The organism is Curtobacterium sp. MCLR17_045, assembly GCF_003234405.1.
Classification (GTDB): Bacteria; Actinomycetota; Actinomycetes; order Actinomycetales; family Microbacteriaceae; genus Curtobacterium; species Curtobacterium flaccumfaciens.
Map to the genome: position 1 here is coordinate 1 of NZ_QKTB01000029.1, position 17,436 is coordinate 17,436.

At 70.9% G+C, this 17,436-nt stretch carries 16 protein-coding genes; 7 read left to right on the forward strand and 9 right to left on the reverse strand.

The window, feature by feature from the left end; translation table 11 throughout:
• Positions 1-115: 115 nt before the first annotated feature.
• A complete protein-coding gene (locus tag DEJ05_RS14825; RefSeq protein ID WP_111110814.1) occupies positions 116-694 on the reverse strand; it encodes a hypothetical protein in 579 nt (192 codons plus the stop codon).
• 114 nt (positions 695-808) lie between these two features.
• On the opposite strand from DEJ05_RS14825, the gene DEJ05_RS14830 reads away from it, so the two are divergent.
• Positions 809-1,249, forward strand: a complete 441-nt coding sequence (locus tag DEJ05_RS14830; RefSeq protein WP_027465835.1) for a GNAT family N-acetyltransferase — start codon at positions 809-811, stop codon at positions 1,247-1,249.
• Between the two features lie 75 nt (positions 1,250-1,324).
• Here DEJ05_RS14830 and DEJ05_RS14835 read toward each other — a convergent pair whose 3' ends face one another.
• Positions 1,325-5,101 (reverse strand): multifunctional oxoglutarate decarboxylase/oxoglutarate dehydrogenase thiamine pyrophosphate-binding subunit/dihydrolipoyllysine-residue succinyltransferase subunit, encoded by a 3,777-nt coding sequence (locus DEJ05_RS14835; RefSeq protein ID WP_181440738.1) that lies wholly within the window; start codon positions 5,099-5,101, stop codon positions 1,325-1,327.
• 177 nt (positions 5,102-5,278) lie between these two features.
• On the opposite strand from DEJ05_RS14835, the gene DEJ05_RS14840 reads away from it, so the two are divergent.
• Positions 5,279-6,718 (forward strand): GuaB1 family IMP dehydrogenase-related protein, encoded by a 1,440-nt coding sequence (locus DEJ05_RS14840; RefSeq protein WP_111054022.1) that lies wholly within the window; start codon positions 5,279-5,281, stop codon positions 6,716-6,718.
• Positions 6,719-6,814: 96 nt separating this feature from the next.
• On the opposite strand, the gene DEJ05_RS14845 is transcribed toward DEJ05_RS14840, so the two are convergent.
• The 4 genes from DEJ05_RS14845 to DEJ05_RS14860 form a co-directional block, all read right to left on the reverse strand.
• Positions 6,815-7,852, reverse strand: coding sequence for a hemolysin family protein (locus DEJ05_RS14845; protein WP_027465832.1), 1,038 nt, complete (start codon positions 7,850-7,852; stop codon positions 6,815-6,817).
• Complete coding sequence (locus DEJ05_RS14850) at positions 7,849-9,249, reverse strand: hemolysin family protein (RefSeq protein ID WP_071404734.1); 1,401 nt, start codon at positions 9,247-9,249, stop codon at positions 7,849-7,851. The genes DEJ05_RS14845 and DEJ05_RS14850 overlap by 4 nt, the downstream gene beginning before the upstream one ends.
• Positions 9,250-9,405: 156 nt before the next feature.
• Entirely contained in the window at positions 9,406-10,488 is a 1,083-nt protein-coding gene (locus DEJ05_RS14855) for an NADH:flavin oxidoreductase/NADH oxidase (RefSeq protein ID WP_027465830.1), read from the reverse strand.
• A gap of 9 nt (positions 10,489-10,497) precedes the next feature.
• Positions 10,498-11,130, reverse strand: a complete 633-nt coding sequence (locus tag DEJ05_RS14860; protein ID WP_111089869.1) for an HAD family phosphatase — start codon at positions 11,128-11,130, stop codon at positions 10,498-10,500.
• Positions 11,131-11,154: 24 nt separating this feature from the next.
• On the opposite strand from DEJ05_RS14860, the gene DEJ05_RS14865 reads away from it, so the two are divergent.
• Complete coding sequence (locus DEJ05_RS14865) at positions 11,155-12,015, forward strand: ADP/ATP-dependent (S)-NAD(P)H-hydrate dehydratase (protein WP_111110816.1); 861 nt, start codon at positions 11,155-11,157, stop codon at positions 12,013-12,015.
• A gap of 264 nt (positions 12,016-12,279) precedes the next feature.
• Here DEJ05_RS14865 and DEJ05_RS14870 read toward each other — a convergent pair whose 3' ends face one another.
• The gene (locus DEJ05_RS14870; RefSeq protein ID WP_111029191.1) at positions 12,280-12,990 is read right to left on the reverse strand and encodes a YceI family protein; all 711 of its coding nucleotides are present in this window, start codon (positions 12,988-12,990) and stop codon (positions 12,280-12,282) included.
• Between the two features lie 83 nt (positions 12,991-13,073).
• On the opposite strand from DEJ05_RS14870, the gene DEJ05_RS14875 reads away from it, so the two are divergent.
• The gene (locus DEJ05_RS14875) at positions 13,074-14,387 is read left to right on the forward strand and encodes a glycosyltransferase 87 family protein (protein WP_111110818.1); all 1,314 of its coding nucleotides are present in this window, start codon (positions 13,074-13,076) and stop codon (positions 14,385-14,387) included.
• A complete protein-coding gene (locus DEJ05_RS14880; protein WP_111029193.1) occupies positions 14,384-14,692 on the forward strand; it encodes a thiamine-binding protein in 309 nt (102 codons plus the stop codon). The genes DEJ05_RS14875 and DEJ05_RS14880 overlap by 4 nt, the downstream gene beginning before the upstream one ends.
• Positions 14,693-14,695: 3 nt before the next feature.
• Here DEJ05_RS14880 and DEJ05_RS14885 read toward each other — a convergent pair whose 3' ends face one another.
• On the reverse strand, positions 14,696-14,884 hold the full coding sequence (locus DEJ05_RS14885; protein ID WP_146245116.1) for a hypothetical protein: 189 nt from the start codon (positions 14,882-14,884) through the stop codon (positions 14,696-14,698).
• A 128-nt stretch (positions 14,885-15,012) separates the two neighbouring features.
• Here DEJ05_RS14885 and DEJ05_RS14890 point away from each other — a divergent pair, with 128 nt between their 5' ends.
• Together DEJ05_RS14890 and DEJ05_RS14895 are read left to right on the forward strand one after the other, a co-directional pair.
• The gene (locus tag DEJ05_RS14890) at positions 15,013-15,192 is read left to right on the forward strand and encodes a hypothetical protein (protein WP_111024823.1); all 180 of its coding nucleotides are present in this window, start codon (positions 15,013-15,015) and stop codon (positions 15,190-15,192) included.
• Between the two features lie 124 nt (positions 15,193-15,316).
• The gene (locus tag DEJ05_RS14895; protein WP_111029195.1) at positions 15,317-16,582 is read left to right on the forward strand and encodes an MFS transporter; all 1,266 of its coding nucleotides are present in this window, start codon (positions 15,317-15,319) and stop codon (positions 16,580-16,582) included.
• Between the two features lie 169 nt (positions 16,583-16,751).
• Here DEJ05_RS14895 and DEJ05_RS14900 read toward each other — a convergent pair whose 3' ends face one another.
• Positions 16,752-17,423, reverse strand: coding sequence for a response regulator transcription factor (locus tag DEJ05_RS14900; RefSeq protein ID WP_017888182.1), 672 nt, complete (start codon positions 17,421-17,423; stop codon positions 16,752-16,754).
• Between the last annotated feature and the right edge of the window lie 13 nt (positions 17,424-17,436).

A 17,436-nucleotide genomic window follows, 5' to 3' on the forward strand; every position in this document is an offset into this window, starting at 1 on the left:
CGAGAGGCGCAGCCCGATGTCATGGCTGATGGGTCCGCGTCTTGTGCTAGGTTCTATTGGGGGCGTTAGCTCGGGGCGGGTCGGACGGTTCTGGTGGGACGGATCGGGACGGGGATCAGTCGGTCTGCGCTTCCCACACGAACGTGGTGCCGGCCTCGGACGACTGCGCGGTGTTCGGCGCGCCCTCGCTCAGGTCGTAGCTGAACCGGTAGGTCGTGCTCGCCGTGCCCGTCGTGGGCTTCCATGCGTCGACGCCGGTGCCGAAGGACTCGGACGCCATGAGGTCGGCGAGCGTCCCGTCGTGCACGGTCGTCCCCGTGAAGGTGCTGCAGTCGCCCGCGGTGCCGAGGCTGCCGCGCTCGACCGTCAGCCCGAGGTGCTCGGCGAGGGAGTCGGCGTCGGTCGCGTCTGCGGCGTAGAGCTTCACGGTCGAGGCGTTGGTGGTGTTCGCCGTCACCGTGATGCAGTTCGAGCCTGCGGACCCCGGAACCAGGTCGTCGACGTCGAACATCGCGACGCCCTGGTCGTCGTCGGTGAGGGAGACGGCACCGGTGCGCCAGCTGTTCGCGGCGTTGTCGGTGCTGCTCGAGAAGGCGGCGTACGAGGCGGTTGCGATGAGGGCACCGCTCGCGACGACGGCGAGCGGGAAGGCGATCCAGGCGGCCGTGCGGCCGTGGCGGGAGGTGATGTGCATGGCTGTCCTGTCGGTCGGTTCACCCGGCGGGTGATATGACAGCAGAGTATATGAATATCAGTTGTTATGGAACCCCGTCGCAACACGACCGACGGCCCGGGTAGGTTGGCCGACATGACCCTCTCCGTCGAGTCGACCACCACCTGGTCCGACACGGACGTCGCCGACGTCGCCGCCCTCGTCCGCCTGCTCGGTCACGACGTCGACGATGCGTCGATGCGCGCCCGCCTCGACCGGCTCACCCCCGAAGCCGGGCACCGCACGTGGGTGGTCCGCGGTGACGACGGCCGGGTCGTCGCCGTCGCCGGCGCCCAGGTCACGTGGGCGTACGCCAGCGACGAGCCGACGGCGCAGCTGCTGCTGCTGGTCGTCGACGACACGGCCAGGAGGCTCGGCACCGGTTCGGCGCTCATCGGCACGTTCGAAGCATGGGCGGTCGAGCAGGGCGCCCGTCGCCTCAGCGCCGTCAGTGCGGCCGCGACGGACAGCGCGCACCGGTTCTACCAGAAGCGCGGCTACCACGACGCCGGGGTGCGGTACACGAAGATCGCGTAGCGCCACCTTCCTGGCGAACGTCGAAGCGCCCCGTGCAGGAGTCCCTCGGACTCCCGCACGGGGCGCTTCCCGTGACTAGGCCGACGCGCTCAGCGCCGTGTCGATGACGTCGGCGGCCTCCTGCGCGGAGCGCTTCGAGGACCCCGTGGCCGGTGCGGCACTCGCCGAGCGGGCCGCGACGGACAACGGGCGACCGCCCAGGTGCGGCGACAGGTTCATGCAGACGAACGGCCAGGCGCCCTGGTTCTCCGGCTCCTCCTGTGCCCACACGACGTCGGCGTCCGGGTAGCCCGCCAGGACCTCGAGGATGCGGTCGAGGGGGAGCGGGGCGAGCTGCTCGAGGCGGACGAGTGCGACGTCGGTGACGCCGCGCTTGTCGACCTCGGCACGCAGGTCGTGGTGCACCTTGCCGGAGTGCAGCACCACGCGACGCACGGCGCTCTTGTCGGTGATCCGCGCGTCGTCCAGCACGGGCTCGAACGTTCCGGTCGTGAAGTCCTCGACCGCGCTCGTCGCCTGGCGGAGCCGGAGCATCGCCTTCGGGGAGAACACGACGAGCGGCTTCTGCGGACGGGCCCAGGCCTGCCGGCGGAGCAGATGGAAGTACGACGCCGGGGTCGACGGGCGCGCGACGATCATGTTGTCCTCGGCGCACAGCTGCAGGTAGCGCTCGATGCGTGCCGACGAGTGGTCCGGCCCCTGACCCTCGTACCCGTGCGGCAGCAGCAGGACGAGGCCGGAGCGCTGCCCCCACTTCTGCTCAGCGGACGAGATGAACTCGTCGATGACGATCTGGGCGCCGTTCGCGAAGTCGCCGAACTGCGCCTCCCAGAGCACGAGGGACTCGGGACGCTCCACCGAGTAGCCGTACTCGAAGGCCATCGCCGCGTACTCGCTCAGCAACGAGTCGTACACGTAGAACCGGGCCTGGTCCTCGGTGAGGTTCGACAGCGGCAGCCATTCCTGGCCGTTCACCCGGTCGTGGAACACCGACTGGCGCTGGACGAACGTGCCGCGTCGGGCGTCCTGTCCGGCGAGGCGGACGGGCTTGCCCTCGACCAGGATCGAGCCGATCGCCATGAGCTCGGCCATCGCCCAGTCGATGCCGCCGTTGCGCGTCATCTCGGTGCGCTTGGTCAGCAGCTGCTGCAGCTTCGGGTGGATGGAGAACCCGGCGGGCGGGTTGCTGTGCGCGTCGCCGATCGCCCGGACGAGTTCTTCGGAGACGGCGGTCTCGTGCACCTCGACCTCGGAGTCGTCGCGCTGTGCGGCCGGGCGTTCGAGCCCCTGCACCGCACCGTCGTCGTCGACCTCGATGACCGGGATGGTGCCGGTCTGTGCCTCGTGCGTCTCGGCGAAGGCGCGTTCCAGGCGGTCCTGGAAGTCGCGGTGCGCCTCGTCGTACTCCTCTTGCGTGATGTCACCACGGCCGACGAGGGCCTCGGTGTACAGCGTGCGGACGGAGCGCTTCGCCTCGATGAGGTTGTACATCAGCGGCTGCGTCATCGAGGGGTCGTCGCCCTCGTTGTGCCCACGGCGGCGGTAGCAGATCAGGTCGATCACGACGTCGCGGTGGAACTCCTCGCGGTACGCGAAGGCGAGTTCGGCGACGCGGGCGACGGCCTCGGGGTCGTCGCCGTTCACGTGGAAGATCGGTGCCTGGATCGTCTTCGCGACGTCGGTGGAGTACACGGAGCTGCGGGCCGACTCGGGAGGGGTGGTGAACCCGACCTGGTTGTTGATGACGAGGTGGACCGTGCCGCCGGTGCGGTACCCGCGGAGCTGCGACATCTGCAGCGTCTCGACGACCACGCCCTGGCCGGCCATCGCCGCGTCGCCGTGCACGAGCACGGGGAGCACGCCGAAGCTACCGGGTGCCTCGCGGTCCTGCTTGGCGCGGACGATGCCCTCGAGCACGCCGTCGACGGCTTCGAGGTGGGACGGGTTCGCGGCGATCGTCACCGGGATGCTCGAGCCGTCGGACGTGCGGAACACGCCCTCGGTGCCGACGTGGTACTTCACGTCGCCGGAGCCCTGACCGGACACCGTGCCCGGCAGCGAGGACCCCTCGAACTCACGGAAGATCTGCCCGTAGGTCTTGCCGGCGATGTTCGTCAGCACGTTCAGGCGGCCACGGTGGGCCATGCCGATCGCGACCTCGGCCAGTCCGGCTCCGGCGGCGTGCTGGATCAGGGTGTCGAGGAAGGCGATGGTGGACTCGCCGCCCTCGAGCGAGAAGCGCTTCTGGCCGACGTACTTGGTCTGCAGGAAGGTCTCGAACGCCTCGGCTTCGTTGAGCTTGCCGAGGACGCGGAGCTGCTCGTCCTTCGAGGGCTTCGAGTACGGCACCTCGATGCGCTCCTGCACCCAGCGACGCTGTTCCGGGTCCTGGATGTGCATGTACTCGATGCCGACCGTGCGGCAGTAGGCGTCGCGCAGGATCCCGAGGACGTCGCGGAGCGGAGCCGAGGTGGTGCCGGCGAGCCCACCGGTGACGAACTCGCGGTCGAGGTCCCAGAAGGTCAGCCCGTGGCTCTCGATCTCGAGGTCGGGGTGCGTGCGCTGGCGGTACTCGAGCGGGTCGATGTCGGCCATCAGGTGCCCACGGACGCGGAAGCTGTTGATGAGCTCCTGCACGCGCGCGGTCTTGTTCACCCGGTGCGCCAGGTCGACGTTGATGTCGTTCGCCCACTGGATCGGCTTGTAGGGGATCCGGAGCGCGGCGAAGATGCCGTCGTAGAAGCCGTGCTCGCCGATCAGGCGCTCGTGCACGTGCTTGAGGTACTCACCCGAACCGGCGCCCTGGATGACTCGGTGGTCGTAGGTGCTCGTCAGGGTGATGGTCTTGCCGATGCCGAGCTCGACCAGGGTCTTCGACGCCGAGCCCTGGAACTGCGCCGGGTACTCGAGGGCGCCGGCGCCGATGATCGAGCCCTGCCCCTTCGTCAGACGCGGGACCGAGTGCACGGTGCCGATGCCGCCCGGGTTGGTGAGCGAGATCGTCGTGCCCTGGAAGTCCGCCGGGGTGAGCTTGTTGTCGCGGGCACGCTTGACGAGGTCCTCGTAGGCGGAGAGGAACTGCCCGAACGTCAGGGTCTCCGCGCGCTTGATGCTCGGCACCAGGAGCGAGCGGGTGCCGTCCTTCTTCGGGACGTCGATCGCGATGCCGAGGTTGACGTGCGCCGGGGCGACGACGAACGGCTTGCCGTCGCGCTCTTCGTAGAAGACGTTCTGGCTCGGGAAGTCCTTGAGCGCCTGCACCATCGCCCACCCGATCAGGTGCGTGAAGGAGATCTTGCCGCCGCGGGCGCGTCGCAGGTGGTTGTTGATGACGATCCGGTTGTCGATCATCAGCTTCGCCGGGATCGTCCGGACGCTCGTGGCGGTCGGGACGGTCAGCGAGGCGTCCATGTTCGACGCCAGCGTCTTGGCCATGCCCCGGAGCGGGGTCGCCACGTCCTCGTGGGTCTCCTCGTGGTCGTCGGCGGCGTCGTTCGCCTCGGCCGGGATCGGCTGCGGTGCCGGCTGACGCGAGGTGGTCTTCGCCTGGATCGGGCCCGACTTCGCCTCGCCCGGGGTGTCCCCGGTGGCCGGCTGCTGCGTCGACGACTGCTGCTGCGCCGGCGCCTGCTGGGCCGGCGCCTGCTGGGCCGGCGCCTGCTGCGCGGGGGAGCCCGCCGGAGCCGGAGCGTCACCGACCTGCGTGCGGTGGTAGCTCTCGAGGACCGGCCACCAGGACTTGTCGACCGATTCCTTGTCCGCGACGAACTGCTCGTAGAGCTCGTCGACGAGCCACTCGTTCGCCCCGAATTCGCCCGCGGTCTCGTCCGTTCCGGTCAGATGGCTCGACACAGCCGATCGCCCACTCTCCGTCGATAGATGCTCGTGTGTGTCGTGCGGAGCAACCCTGCGCCGCACAGGTGCCAAGCCTAGCCGCTCCGACATGTCCGTTCCGTGTCAGCCGCGGCGCGAGTCGGCAGCCCCCGAGCACCCGGTCGGGGCCCTGACGGGAGCCGTACAGTGGAGCGCATGAGGTTCTACGAGACGCGGCCGACGCACGACCTGACCTACTCCGACGTCTTCCTCGTCCCGAGCCGTTCCGGCGTGACGAGCCGCTTCGACGTCGACCTCGCGGCGAACGACGGCAGCGGTGCCACGATCCCGATCGTCAGCGCCAACATGAACTCCGTCACGGGCCCCCGGCTCGCCGCCACCCTGGCCCGCCGCGGTGGTCTGGGCGTGCTGCCGCAGGACATGCACCTGCAGGACCTCGACGCCGCGATCCGCTGGGTGAAGGACCAGCCGGTCGACTTCGACACCGCCTACGACATGGGTGCGCAGACCACCGTCGCAGAGGCCCTCGAGCAGCTCCTGCCGGTGGCCGGCCGTGGTGTGGTCGTCCGCGACGCCGACGGGGAGTACCTGGGCTGTGTGCCCGCGACCCGCCTCGGTACCGCCGGCCCCGACGCCGTCCTCGGTGACCTGCTGCACGGCGCCTCGACCGCGATCGACGCCGAGGACGCCGGCACACCCCGCCACGTGTACGACGTGCTCTCGGCCGCCGAGGTCGACTTCGCGCCGGTCATGCGGCACGGCCGGGTCGTCGGGACCACGAGCCAGACGAGCGCGATCCGCTCCGACATCTACACGCCCGCCGTCGACGCTTCCGGCCGGCTCCGGGTCGCCGCCGCGCTCGGCATCAACGGCGACGTCGCGGCCAAGGCCAAGGCGCTGGCCGCCGCGGGCGTGGACGTCCTGGTCCTCGACACCGCGCACGGCCACCAGGACGGCATGCTCCGCGCACTCCGCACGGTCGCGTCGCTGCAGCTCGGCATCCCGCTCGTCGCCGGCAACGTCGTCACCGCCGACGCCGTCGCGCACCTGGTCGGGGCCGGAGCGGACATCATCAAGGTCGGCGTCGGACCGGGCGCCATGTGCACCACCCGCATGATGACGGCCGTCGGTCGCCCGCAGTTCTCCGCCGTGCTCGAGACCGCCGCGGCTGCCCGCTCGCTCGGTGCGCACGTCTGGGCGGACGGCGGGGTGCGCTACCCGCGCGACGTCGCCCTCGCGCTGGCAGCCGGGGCGTCCGCCGTCATGATCGGCTCGTGGTTCGCCGGCACGCTCGAGGCCCCCGGTGTCCTGCGCCGCGACGCCGCCGGCAAGGCGTACAAGGAGAGCTGGGGCATGGCCTCGGCGAAGGCCGTCCGCGAGCGCTTCGAGCGGCTCGACCCGTACGAGCGGGCCCGCAAGGCGCTCTTCGCCGAGGGGATCTCGTCGTCGACGATCTACCTCGACCCGGAGCGCCCGAGCGTCGAGGACCTGCTCGACATGATCACCACCGGCGTCCGCAGCTCCGCCACCTACGCGGGCGCGTCGTCACTCGCCGAGTTCTCCGAGCGCGCGCTGGTCGGCATCCAGTCCGCCGCCGGGTACGAGGAGGGCAAGCCCCTGCCCGTCAGCTGGTAGCGCGGCCGGGGTGCGCGTCGCCCTGGTCGCGACCACAGACGGACGGGAGGCGCGGTGCCACCTGGCACCGCGCCTCCCGTCCGCTTGTCTGTACGTCTACCGGCGTCGGGTCGCGTCCTCGACCTCGCCCACCAGCTCTTCGAGGATGTCCTCGAGGAACAGCACGCCGATCGTGCGGCCGTCCGCGTCGAAGGCGCGGGCCACGTGGCGCCCGGCGGCCCGCATGGTCGCGAGCGCGTCCTCGAGGTCCATCTCGGTGTAGAGCGAGATGAGCTGACGGATGCGCTTCGGCGGCACCGGGTCGTCGAACTCGTCCGGACGCAGGTCGATGACGTCCTTCACGTGCACGTAGCCGGTGGGGGAGCCGTCCTCGCCGACGAGCACGTAGCGGGAGAACCCGCGCTGTGCCACGGCGTGCTCGACGTCGGCCGGGGTGGCGTCGTCGGGCAGGGTGACGAGTTCGGCCATCGGCACGGCGACGTCACGGACCTTCTTCTCGGTGAACTCGAACGCCAGGGCGAGCTTGCCGTCGTCGGTCAGGGTGCCCTCGCGGCGTGACTGCTCCACGATGGTCTGCACCTCCTCCACCGTGAAGGCGCTCACCGCTTCGTCCTTGGGCTCGACGCGGAACAGCCGCAGCACGGCGTTCGCGACCTCGTTCAGGCCGACGATGACCCAGTGCAGGCCGTGACCGATGTACCAGAGCGTCGGGACGAGCAGCAGTGCAGCGCGGTCCGGCATCGAGAACGAGATGTTCTTCGGCACCATCTCGCCGAACACCACGTGCAGGAACGACACGAGCAGCAGCGTGAACACGAAGGCCACGGTGCCGATCACCTCGGCGCTCCAGCCGGTCAGGTGCAGCGGGACCTCGAGCAGGTGGTGGATCGCCGGCTCGGACACGTTGAGGATGAGCAGCGAGCAGACCGTGATGCCGAGCTGGGTCGTCGCGAGCATGCGGGTGGCGTGCTCCATCGCCCACAGCGTCATCTGCGCGGCCTTCGAGCCCTCCTCCGCGCGGGGCTCGATCTGGGAGCGGCGTGCGGAGATGACCGCGAACTCGGCCGCGACGAAGTACGCGTTGCCCATCAACAGGACGACGAGCCAGAAGATGCCCCACCAGTCGGAGCTCATCGGGTGCTGCCCTTCGTCGTGGTGGCCGAGGCCTTCGTGGTGGTCGGGGTGCTCTTGGTGGACGGGATGATGATCGCGGTCGCCGCCGTGTCGGTCGACGGGCGCGTCGGGGTCCAGCGGATGCGGTCGATCCGACGGCCGTCCAGCCGCTCGACGCGGAACACACCGCCGTCCAGTGGCACCTCGTCGCCGACGACGGGCAGGCGGCCCAGCGTCGACATGACGAACCCGCCGACGGTCTCGTACGGGCCCTCCTCCGGCACCTTCACGCCGGCGCGGTCCTCGAGCTCGTCGGGACGCAGCAGACCGGGGAAGGTCAGCCAGTCACGGGAGCGCACCACGTCGATGCGGGCGCGGTCGTGCTCGTCGGAGACCTCGCCGACGATCTCCTCGATCAGGTCCTCGAGCGTGACGACCCCGGCGGTACCGCCGTACTCGTCGACGACGATGACCATCTGGTAGCCGCGACCGCGGACCTCGGCGAGCAGGGTGTCGCCGGGCATGGTCTCCGGCACGCGCTCGGCGTCGGTCATGAGTGCCCCGACGGGGACCTCCGGACGCTTCTCGCGCGGCACGGCGACGGCCTGCTTGACGTGCACGATGCCGACGACGTCGTCCGCGTCCTCCTCGATGACGGGGAAGCGGCTGAAGCCGGTCTTGCGGGCGAGGGCGATGACGTCCTCGGCGGACTCCGACACGCGGATGGTGGAGAGCCGCGGGCGCGGGGTCATCACGTCGCTGGCGCTCAGCTCGGAGAACGAGATGGTGCGCTCGAGCAGCGTCGCGGTGTCCTGTTCGAGCGAGCCCTCCGACGCCGAGCGGCGCAGCAGCGAGGTGAGTTCCTCGGCACTGCGCGCACCGGAGAGTTCCTCCTGCGGCTCGATGCCCAGCGACCGGAGCACGGCGTTCGCGGTGCCGTTCAGCAGCGCGACGGCGGGCTTGAAGACCGTCGTGAACGCGATCTGCAGCGGGACCACGAGCCTGGCGGTCTGCAGGGGCAGCGCGAGCGCGAAGTTCTTCGGCACGAGCTCGCCGAGGATCATCGACAGCAGGGTCGCGATGACGAGCGCCACGATCGAGCCGACGGTCTCGACGATGCCCTCTGGCAGGTTCATCGCCAGGAACGGCGCCTCGAGCAGCTTCGCGATCGAGGGTTCGAGCAGGTAGCCGGTCAGCAGCGTGGTCAGCGTGATGCCGAGCTGTGCGCTGGACAGGTGCGTCGAGGTGACCTTCAGCGCGCCGATGACCGGCGCGAGGCCGGCTTCACCGCGGTCGCGCCGCGCTTCGACGTCGGCGCGGTCGAGGTTGACCAGCGCGAACTCTGACGCGACGAAGACACCCGTGCCGAGGGTCAGCAGGATGCCGCCGATCAGCATGACGATGTCGATCGGACTCATGATTCACCCCCGTTCGCGGACAGGGATGACGTGCAGCTCACCGAGTGAGCGGCGGATGAGTGAGGCGAAGAACTATTCGGGGGATCGTCCACAGTGCTGCCAATCGTACTGCCTGCGCGGTCGCCGGACCGTGAATCCGTACAGAACCGACCGCGCCTAGGCCGTGATCCGCGCGCGGTGGTACTGCTGCGGCTCGTAGTCGACCGGCACGCGGAGTTCGACGGCGGCACGGAGCGCGAACGACGGGTCGCGGAGCATCTCGCGACCGATCATCACGACGTCGGCCAGGCCGGTCGCGACGATCTGCTCGGCCTGGAACGCCTCGGAGATCATGCCCACGGCGATCGTCGGGATGCCGGCGTCGCGCTTGATCGCCGCGGCGTGCGGCACCTGGTAGCCGGGGCCGACCGGGATCGGCGCGCTCGCGACGTTGCCGCCGGTCGACACGTCGGCCAGGTCGGCACCGTGCTCCGCGGCCCAGCGGGCGACGACGGTGGTCTCGTCGAGCGTGAGCCCGCCGTCGACCCAGTCGGTGGCCGAGAAGCGGACGACGATCGGGAAGCCCTCGCCGACCTCGGCGCGCACGGCGTCGACGACCTCGAGCAGCGCGCGGGCACGGTTCTCGAGCGAGCCGCCGTACTGGTCGGTGCGCTGGTTGCTCAGCGGCGAGAGGAACTGGTGCAGCAGGTAGCCGTGGGCCGCGTGGATCTCGACCAGGTCGAACCCGGCCTCGACCGCGCGGCGGGCGGACTGCGCGAAGGCGAGGGCGACGACGCGGATGTCCTCCACCGCGAGCTCGCGCGGGACGTCGTAGCCGTCGAAGGCCACGGCCGACGGCGCGACCGTGGTCCAGCCGCCCTGGTCGGCGGGGACGGTGCCGTGCGTGGTGTCCCAGGGGCGGTAGGTCGACGCCTTGCGCCCGGCGTGCGCGAGCTGGATGCCCGCCGCGGCCCCCTGCTCGTGCAGGAAGTCGACGATCGGCTTGAACGCGTCGCGCTGCTGGTCGTTCCACAGCCCGAGGTCCTGCGGGGTGATCCGTCCCTCGGGCACGACGCCCGTCGCCTCGACGACGACCGCGCCGGCGCCGCCCTTGGCGAACCCGCCCAGGTGCACGAGGTGCCACGGCGTCGGGACGCCGTCCTGCTGGTCCACCGAGTACTGGCACATCGGGGAGACCCAGATGCGGTTGCGGACGGTCAGGTCACGGACGGTGATCGGGTCGAACAGGGCGTGCGTCACGCGGGCTCCTCAGAGGACGGGTGCCGGCGCCTCGGCCAGTTCCGTCAGGAACGACCGCAGCGACGCCGGCGACGTGTAGTGGTGGCCGACCGCCCCGATCGCTTCCGCACCGGTGGCGTTCTCGGCCCTGTTGTCCACGAACACCATCTGACCCGGGTCGATTCCCAAGCGCGCACAGGTGTCGCGGTAGATGGATGCCGCGGGCTTCAGGACGTGCTCCTCGGCGCTCACCACGACGGTCTCGAACAGCGAGCCCATCGGGGAGCGGCGGTACGGGTCGCCGAAGTCGAAGCCCGCGTTCGAGAGCAGGGCGACACGGGTGCCGGCGTCGTGCAGCTCCTCGACGATCTCGAGGGTCTCCGGCTCGACCTCGAACCACCCGGTGAAGTCGATCGCCCAGAACCGGTGGATCTCGGAGATGCTCCAGCTCCGTCCGGTCCGTTCCGCGATCGCACGCCAGTACGCCACGACGGACAGGTCGCCACGGTCCAGGTCGTGGCGGAGCTCCTGGTACACCGGGAACAGCTCGTCGGCCGGGACCCCGGTGGCGGCCACGAGGGCGTCCCGCGAGGCGTGCGGCGTCCGGCTGATCACCTCGCCGTAGTCGAAGACCACCACGCGACCAGGCAGGAACAGGCTCATGTGCTCCACCGTAACGTGGGCCCGGTGAACGACTTCGTGCCCGTCCGACCGTCCGATGCCGCCGCGTGGGTCACCGCGCCGACGGGGGAGTCCACCAAGTACCGCCGCGGGGTGCTCGGCGTCGCGACCGGCTCCGACCAGTACCCCGGCGCCGCGGTGCTCGGGGTCGACGCCGCCGTGCACACCGGCGTCGGCATGGTCCGGTACGTCGGACCCGCACGCGCCACCGACCACGTGCTCACCCGCCGCCCCGAGGTCGTGTCCGGCGTCGGCCGCGTGCAGGCCTGGCTCGTCGGCTCCGGGATCTCGGCGCCGTCGCTGGGTGAGCTGGACGAGACGACGGCGGCGGGCTTCTCGCACGCGTCCGACGACGGCGTCCCGGTCGTCGTCGACGCCGGGGCGATCCCGCTCGTCGACTTCGGGCCGCTCGCCGTGCTCACCCCGCACGCCGGTGAACTCGCTTCGTTCCTCGGGGTCGATCGTGCCGAGATCGAGCAGGACCCGGCCGCCGCAGCGCTCCGAGCGGCGGAGCAGACCGGCAGCGTCGTGCTGCTCAAGGGGGAGCGGACCCACGTGGTCACCCCGGACGGGTCGGTGCGGCTCGTGGCGTCCTCGGCGACGCCGTGGCTCGCGGCGGCCGGTGCCGGGGACGTGCTGGGCGGGGTCCTCGGGGCGCTCGTCGCCGCGCGGCAGGGCTCCGTCGAGGCGGCCGGTTCGTCGCTCACGCCGTCGGACCTCGCGCACCTGGCCGCGTCGGCCGCGGTGGTGCACGGGCTCGCGGCGCGGCGGGCGTCCGGCGGCGGACCGTTCCCCATGACGACGCTCATCGCCGAGCTGCCGGGGGTCGTGCGGGACCTGGTCGTGGACGGGGACGCGCGCGGGTAGCGGTCGGTTCGTGCGCATCTTCCGACGATCCACGAGGTGATCGACGCGTGTTCTGTCGACGGATGCGCACGCAATGGATTCGTGCGCATGTTCCGACGGGACACCACGGGTTCGACAGGTGCAAGGTCGCAACATGCGCACGCATCAGCCAGCGGGTGCGGCTCCAGGACGCGACGACCGACGGACGGGAGGCGCGGTGCCAGCTGGCACCGCGCCTCCAGGCCGTCGGCGGGCACGTCACGGGCGTGACGCGCGTCGTGGACGTCAGCTCGCGGGGGTCGCGTGCACCAGGAACTCGACCGAACCGGCGTCGTCGACCTTGACGAACCCCAGGCTCGGGGCCTGCACGCCGTAGTCCGAGAAGGTGATCGGGACCGAACCGGAGATGTCGACGCCGTCGCCGTTCAGGCCGACCTGCAGCTTCGCGGTGACGTCCTTCGTGACGCCGTGCAGGGTGAGCTTCCCCGGAGCGGTCACGGTCGTCGTGTCGGAGCCGCTCGGGACCGCGTCGGCGATCGGTCCGGTGAGTTCGAAGGTGGCCTCGGGGAAGGCCGCCGCGTCCATCGCGGAGTCGCGGAAGTAGGCGTCGCGCTGGTCGGAGTCGGTGGTGATGTCGGCGACCTGCACCGTGATCTTCGCGGCGGTGATGCTCGTGCCGTCGACGGTCGCGGTGCCGGAGACGCTGTCGGTGCGGCCGGTGACGGTGACGTCGGAGCCGTTCAGGACCTCGTGGACGCGGTACCCGGCCTCGGAGTCGCCGCCGACCGTCCACTCGCCGGACAGGTCCGTGTCGTCGAGGGTGGAGGCCTCACGGGTGGCGGCGACGGACGGCGCGGCCGAGGCCTTCGCGTTCTCGTTGCTCGTGTAGACGTTCGTGAAGACCACCGCGCCCACGACGCCGAGGACGACGACGGCGGCGATGACGGAGATCCAGATGACGGCCTTGCGGCGCTTGCGCGGGGTGTCGGAGGTCACGAGCAGAACGGTGACACGTCATGCTCGGGAGACCCTGAGTCCGTGGCAGCGATCGGACCCGGTCCGGCCGCTACGCTCGTCCGGTGCAGAGGACCTCGACCCGGTGGCTCGAACTCGCCGGCTTCGTCCTGGCGTTCGTCGCCGTGCACGGGTTCCTGTGGTGGCTGACCCTCGTGTCGGCGAACCTGCCGCTCGGTGACGTGACCATCACCTACAGCCGCTGGATCGAGACCGGGCGGACCGCGGACTTCTGGGTCGGCATCGACGGCGCCTGGGTCTACCCGATCCTGGCGATCGTGCCGATGGCGGCCGCGGCGCTCGGGGGAGTCGCATCGATCGGCACCGGCTGGCTGCTGCTGATGGTGCTGCTCGACGCCGTGGCGTGCGCGTTCCTGTGGCGCTTCCGGGTCCGCGTCGGGTCGTCGGACCGCTTCGGCGTGCACGGCGTGCGGGTCGTCTGGTGGTGGCTGCTGTTCCTGCTCGCGCTCGGGCCGATCGCGCTCGGTCGGATCGACACCGTCGCGACGGTGTTCGCGCTGGTGGGCGTGGCGTTCGTGGCCTCGAGGCCGGCCGTCGCGTCCGCGCTCTTCACCGCCGGTGCCTGGACGAAGGTGTGGCCCGCGGCGCTCGTCGCGGTGCTGCTGCTCCTGCGTCGCGGACACCGCCGGGGTGTGCTCGCCGGGGCCCTGGTGCTGAGCGCCCTGATCGTGCTCGTCGACGTGCTGTGGGGCGGTGCGCCGTACCTGCTGTCCTTCGTCGGTGAGCAGACCGGCCGTGGGCTGCAGATCGAGTCACCGCTCGCGACGCCCTTCATGTGGGCCGCAGCGTTCGGCGTCCCGGGTGCAGCGGTGTTCTACGACCAGGAGATCCTGACCTTCGAGGTGTCCGGTGCCGGCACGTCCGCCGCCGCCGCGGTGTCGACGCCGCTGATGGCCGTCGTCGTGGTGGCCGGGGTCGTGCTCGCGCTCTGGGCCGCGCGCCGCGGTGCCCGTCGGGCCGAGCTCGCGCCGGTCCTGGCGCTGCTGTTCGTCGCGGCGCTCATCGCGACGAACAAGGTGGGGTCGCCGCAGTACATCGGCTGGTTCGTGGTGCCGATCGTGTGGGGGCTCGCCGCCGGCACCCCCAGTGCGCGCCGGTTCGTGCCGATCGCCGTGACCGCGCTGCCGATGGCCCTGCTCACGCAGGTCATCTACCCGGGCTACTACGACCAGTTGCTCGGGGTGCAGCCGTGGATCCTCGTGGTGCTCACGGTCCGGAACGTGCTCGAGGTGGCGATCCTGGTGTGGAGCGTCGTCGTGCTGGTGCGGATGGGGCGGGCTGCGGGGTCCGGACGGGTGTCGGCGCGCTCGTCGCCGTCCGTGCGCGACCAGCCCGAGCCGGGCAGGATGGACGCATGATCGTCGCCTTCTCCGTCGCTCCGTCCGGTGGTCCCGCTGCAACGTCCGACGGGTCCGTGCACGACGCCGTCGCGGCCGCCGTGCGCGTGGTGCGCCAGAGCGGGCTGCCGAACCGCACCTCGTCGATGTTCACCGAGATCGAGGGGGAGTGGGACGAGGTCATGGACGTCGTCAAGCGCGCCACCGAGGCCGTCGGTGCATACGGCACGCGGGTGTCACTCGTGCTGAAGGCCGACATCCGACCCGGGCACACCGGCGAGATCGACGGCAAGCTCGAACGGCTCGAGGCCGCGCTCGGCGAGTAGCGGTCAGCGGCGCCGACGCGGACGCCTGCGGCGACGGGGGTCGGTGCCGAGGACCGCGGCGACCGTCAGCATGACGAGGCCGGCGACCGCGAACACCACGACGATGACGATCCCGATCGGGTCGGTCGCGTCCTCGCAGTTCGCGGGCGCGCCGGCGGCGCAGGAGGCCAGGACGGTCGTGACGGTGGGCACGTCGTCATCCTGCACCGCAGCGTCGCCCGACACGCCGGAGCGGTCCCTCGGATGTCGGTGGCCGGGTGTCTCATGGTCTGCATCGAGCCACTTCCGGTGGCCTGCGAGACGACGATGAGGAGGGCGTGATGATGCACGACGGCTGGTGCCCCGACTGCGACCTGCGAACGGTCGTCATCGACACGGACGAACAGGGCGAGAACGCCTGGGCGAGCTGCGCGGAGTGCGGCACCGGATGGGTGCACCGCGACGAGCTGCCCGAGCAGACCACCGCACGGACCCGCACCCCGGAGCGCCAGGCGGCCTGAGCTCCCGCGGGCTTTCGTTGGTCCGTTGGAGCGGTCTACACTCGACGGACCAGGACATCACGGCCGCCCCGTCCGGTGGGGTGCTGCACCGTCGTCCCGCTCCGCCCGCACGAGAACAGGCCCCATGTCACCGCTCACGCCTGCGCGTCGCACCCTCGCGCTCATCTCGCTCGCCCTCGGCGGGTTCGCCATCGGCTCGACCGAGTTCGTCGCGATGGGGCTGCTGCCGAACATCGCGCAGGCCCTGCTCCCCGAGCAGTACGGCATCGACCCCGACGCCGGGATCGCCCACGCCGGCTGGCTCGTCAGTGCCTACGCCCTCGGGGTCGTCGTCGGTGCGCCGACCATCGCGGCGATGTCCGCCCGGTTCCCGCGCAAGGGCCTGATCCTCGTGCTGCTCGTCGGGTTCGTCGTCGCGACGATCGCGAGCGCGCTGCTGCCCTCGTTCGGTCTGGTGCTCGTCGCCCGCTTCGTCGCGGGTCTGCCGCACGGCGCCTACTTCGGCATCGCGTCGATCGTCGCCGGCGACATGATGGGCCCGGGCAAGCGCGGCAAGGGCATCGCCATGGTGCTGCTCGGCCTGTCGGTCGCGAACGTCGTCGGCGTCCCGGCGATCACGTGGGTCGGACAGGTGGCCGGGTGGCGGGTGGCGTACGGCGTCGTCGCCGCGCTGTTCGCCCTGACGTTCCTGGCCGTCGCGGCCTTCGTGCCGAAGAGCGCCCGCGACGAGCACGCCACGATCGGCCGTGAGCTCCGGGCGTTCCGCGTGCCGCAGGTGTGGATCGTGATGGGCCTCGGCGCCGTCGGGTTCGGCGGGTTCTTCGCGGTCTACTCGTACATCTCGCCGCTCGTGCAGAACGTCACCGGCATGCCCGAGTCGTTCGTGCCGATCGTGCTCGTCGTCGTGGGCATCGGCATGGTCGTCGGCGGGGTGCTCGGCGGACACCTGGCCGACCACAGCGTGAAGCGCACGATCTACGTCGGCATGTTCTCGCTCATCGGCGCCCTGCTCGTCACCGTCCTGACCGCACAGTGGCTCTGGGGCATGCTGCTCGGCGCGTTCCTGCTCGGTGCGACCTCGTCGGCGATCCCGCCGGCGGTGCAGTCGCGCCTGATGGACGTCGCCGGCGATGCCCGCACGATCGCGGCGGCTCTGAACCACTCGGCGTTCAACATCGGCAACTCGATCGGTGCGGCCCTGGGCGGCGCGGTCATCGCGGCCGGCTTCGGGTTCCTCGCCCCGGGCTGGCTCGGCATCGGCCTGGCGCTGCTCGGCGTCCTGGTGACGATGGTCAGCTACGCGGTCGAGCGGCGGAGCACCCGTCGTGCCGCGGTCCGCTCCTCGTCACCGTCCACCGGCCCGATCACCGCACCGGTCCCGACGGCCTGACACGCGGGGTGTGCGCACGCACCCACCGGACGGGAGGCCCGTGGCGACCCCGCCACGGGCCTCCCGTCCGTCACGTGGCGCGGAAGACCGCCCCGAGTGAGCAGAAGACGTCGGGTTCCGTGACGGGACCCGACGTCCTCTGCTCACTCGATGCGCGACGCAGCGCGCGCTACAGCCCCAGGGGGCTGCCGTCCTGCACGATGATGCCGTCGGTGATCGCACGCTTCCGCAGCGCGACCTTCGTGCCCACGTCGAAGCCGGCGACGCGGTACTTCTCGCGGATGCGCTTGAGGTAGCTCTTCGCGGTCTCCTCGGAGATGCCGAGCTGGTAGGCGACGCTCTTGACGGGCTCGCCACCGCCGTACAGGGCCATCACGCGACGCTCCTGGGCGCTGAGCTTCGGCACACCGCCGACGTCGCCGCTGTTGATGGCGAGGTCGAGCTCGGCCGAGACGTACTGCTCGCCGCGCTGGGCGGAGCGGATCGCCTCGACGATCATGTCGGCGTCCTCGCTCTTGACGAGGTACCCGAGGGCACCGGCGCCGAGGGCCTCGCGCACGACGTTCGGCTCCGAGTACGTGCTCATCACGACGGTCTTGACGCCCGCGGTCTTGAGCGTCGAGATCTTCAGCGACACCGGGATGGAGTCCTTGAGGTCCAGGTCCAGCAGCACCACGTCGACCGGGAACGCCGGGCTCGTCAGGAGCTCGGGCCAGGTCGTGACGGCGGCCACCAGGGTGATGTCGTCGGCCGCGTTCCGGATCCACTCCGTGAGCGCGCCGAGGAGCATCCTGTGGTCGTCGACCAGTGCGAGTCGGATCGGTTCCTCTGGAGTCGCCATGCTGGCGTCCTTT

What these genes read in the sequence shown, in the direction of transcription:
- DEJ05_RS14895 (WP_111029195.1), top strand. Translation starts at nt 15,317, where the DNA reads ATGTCACCGCTCACGCCTGCGCGTCGCACCCTCGCGCTCATCTCGCTC.
- DEJ05_RS14850 (WP_071404734.1), bottom strand. Translation starts at nt 9,249, where the DNA reads ATGAGTCCGATCGACATCGTCATGCTGATCGGCGGCATCCTGCTGACC.
- DEJ05_RS14825 (WP_111110814.1), bottom strand. Translation starts at nt 694, where the DNA reads ATGCACATCACCTCCCGCCACGGCCGCACGGCCGCCTGGATCGCCTTC.
- DEJ05_RS14860 (WP_111089869.1), bottom strand. Translation starts at nt 11,130, where the DNA reads ATGAGCCTGTTCCTGCCTGGTCGCGTGGTGGTCTTCGACTACGGCGAG.
- DEJ05_RS14900 (WP_017888182.1), bottom strand. Translation starts at nt 17,423, where the DNA reads ATGGCGACTCCAGAGGAACCGATCCGACTCGCACTGGTCGACGACCAC.
- DEJ05_RS14840 (WP_111054022.1), top strand. Translation starts at nt 5,279, where the DNA reads ATGAGGTTCTACGAGACGCGGCCGACGCACGACCTGACCTACTCCGAC.
- DEJ05_RS14845 (WP_027465832.1), bottom strand. Translation starts at nt 7,852, where the DNA reads ATGAGCTCCGACTGGTGGGGCATCTTCTGGCTCGTCGTCCTGTTGATG.
- DEJ05_RS14830 (WP_027465835.1), top strand. Translation starts at nt 809, where the DNA reads ATGACCCTCTCCGTCGAGTCGACCACCACCTGGTCCGACACGGACGTC.
- DEJ05_RS14890 (WP_111024823.1), top strand. Translation starts at nt 15,013, where the DNA reads ATGATGCACGACGGCTGGTGCCCCGACTGCGACCTGCGAACGGTCGTC.
- DEJ05_RS14880 (WP_111029193.1), top strand. Translation starts at nt 14,384, where the DNA reads ATGATCGTCGCCTTCTCCGTCGCTCCGTCCGGTGGTCCCGCTGCAACG.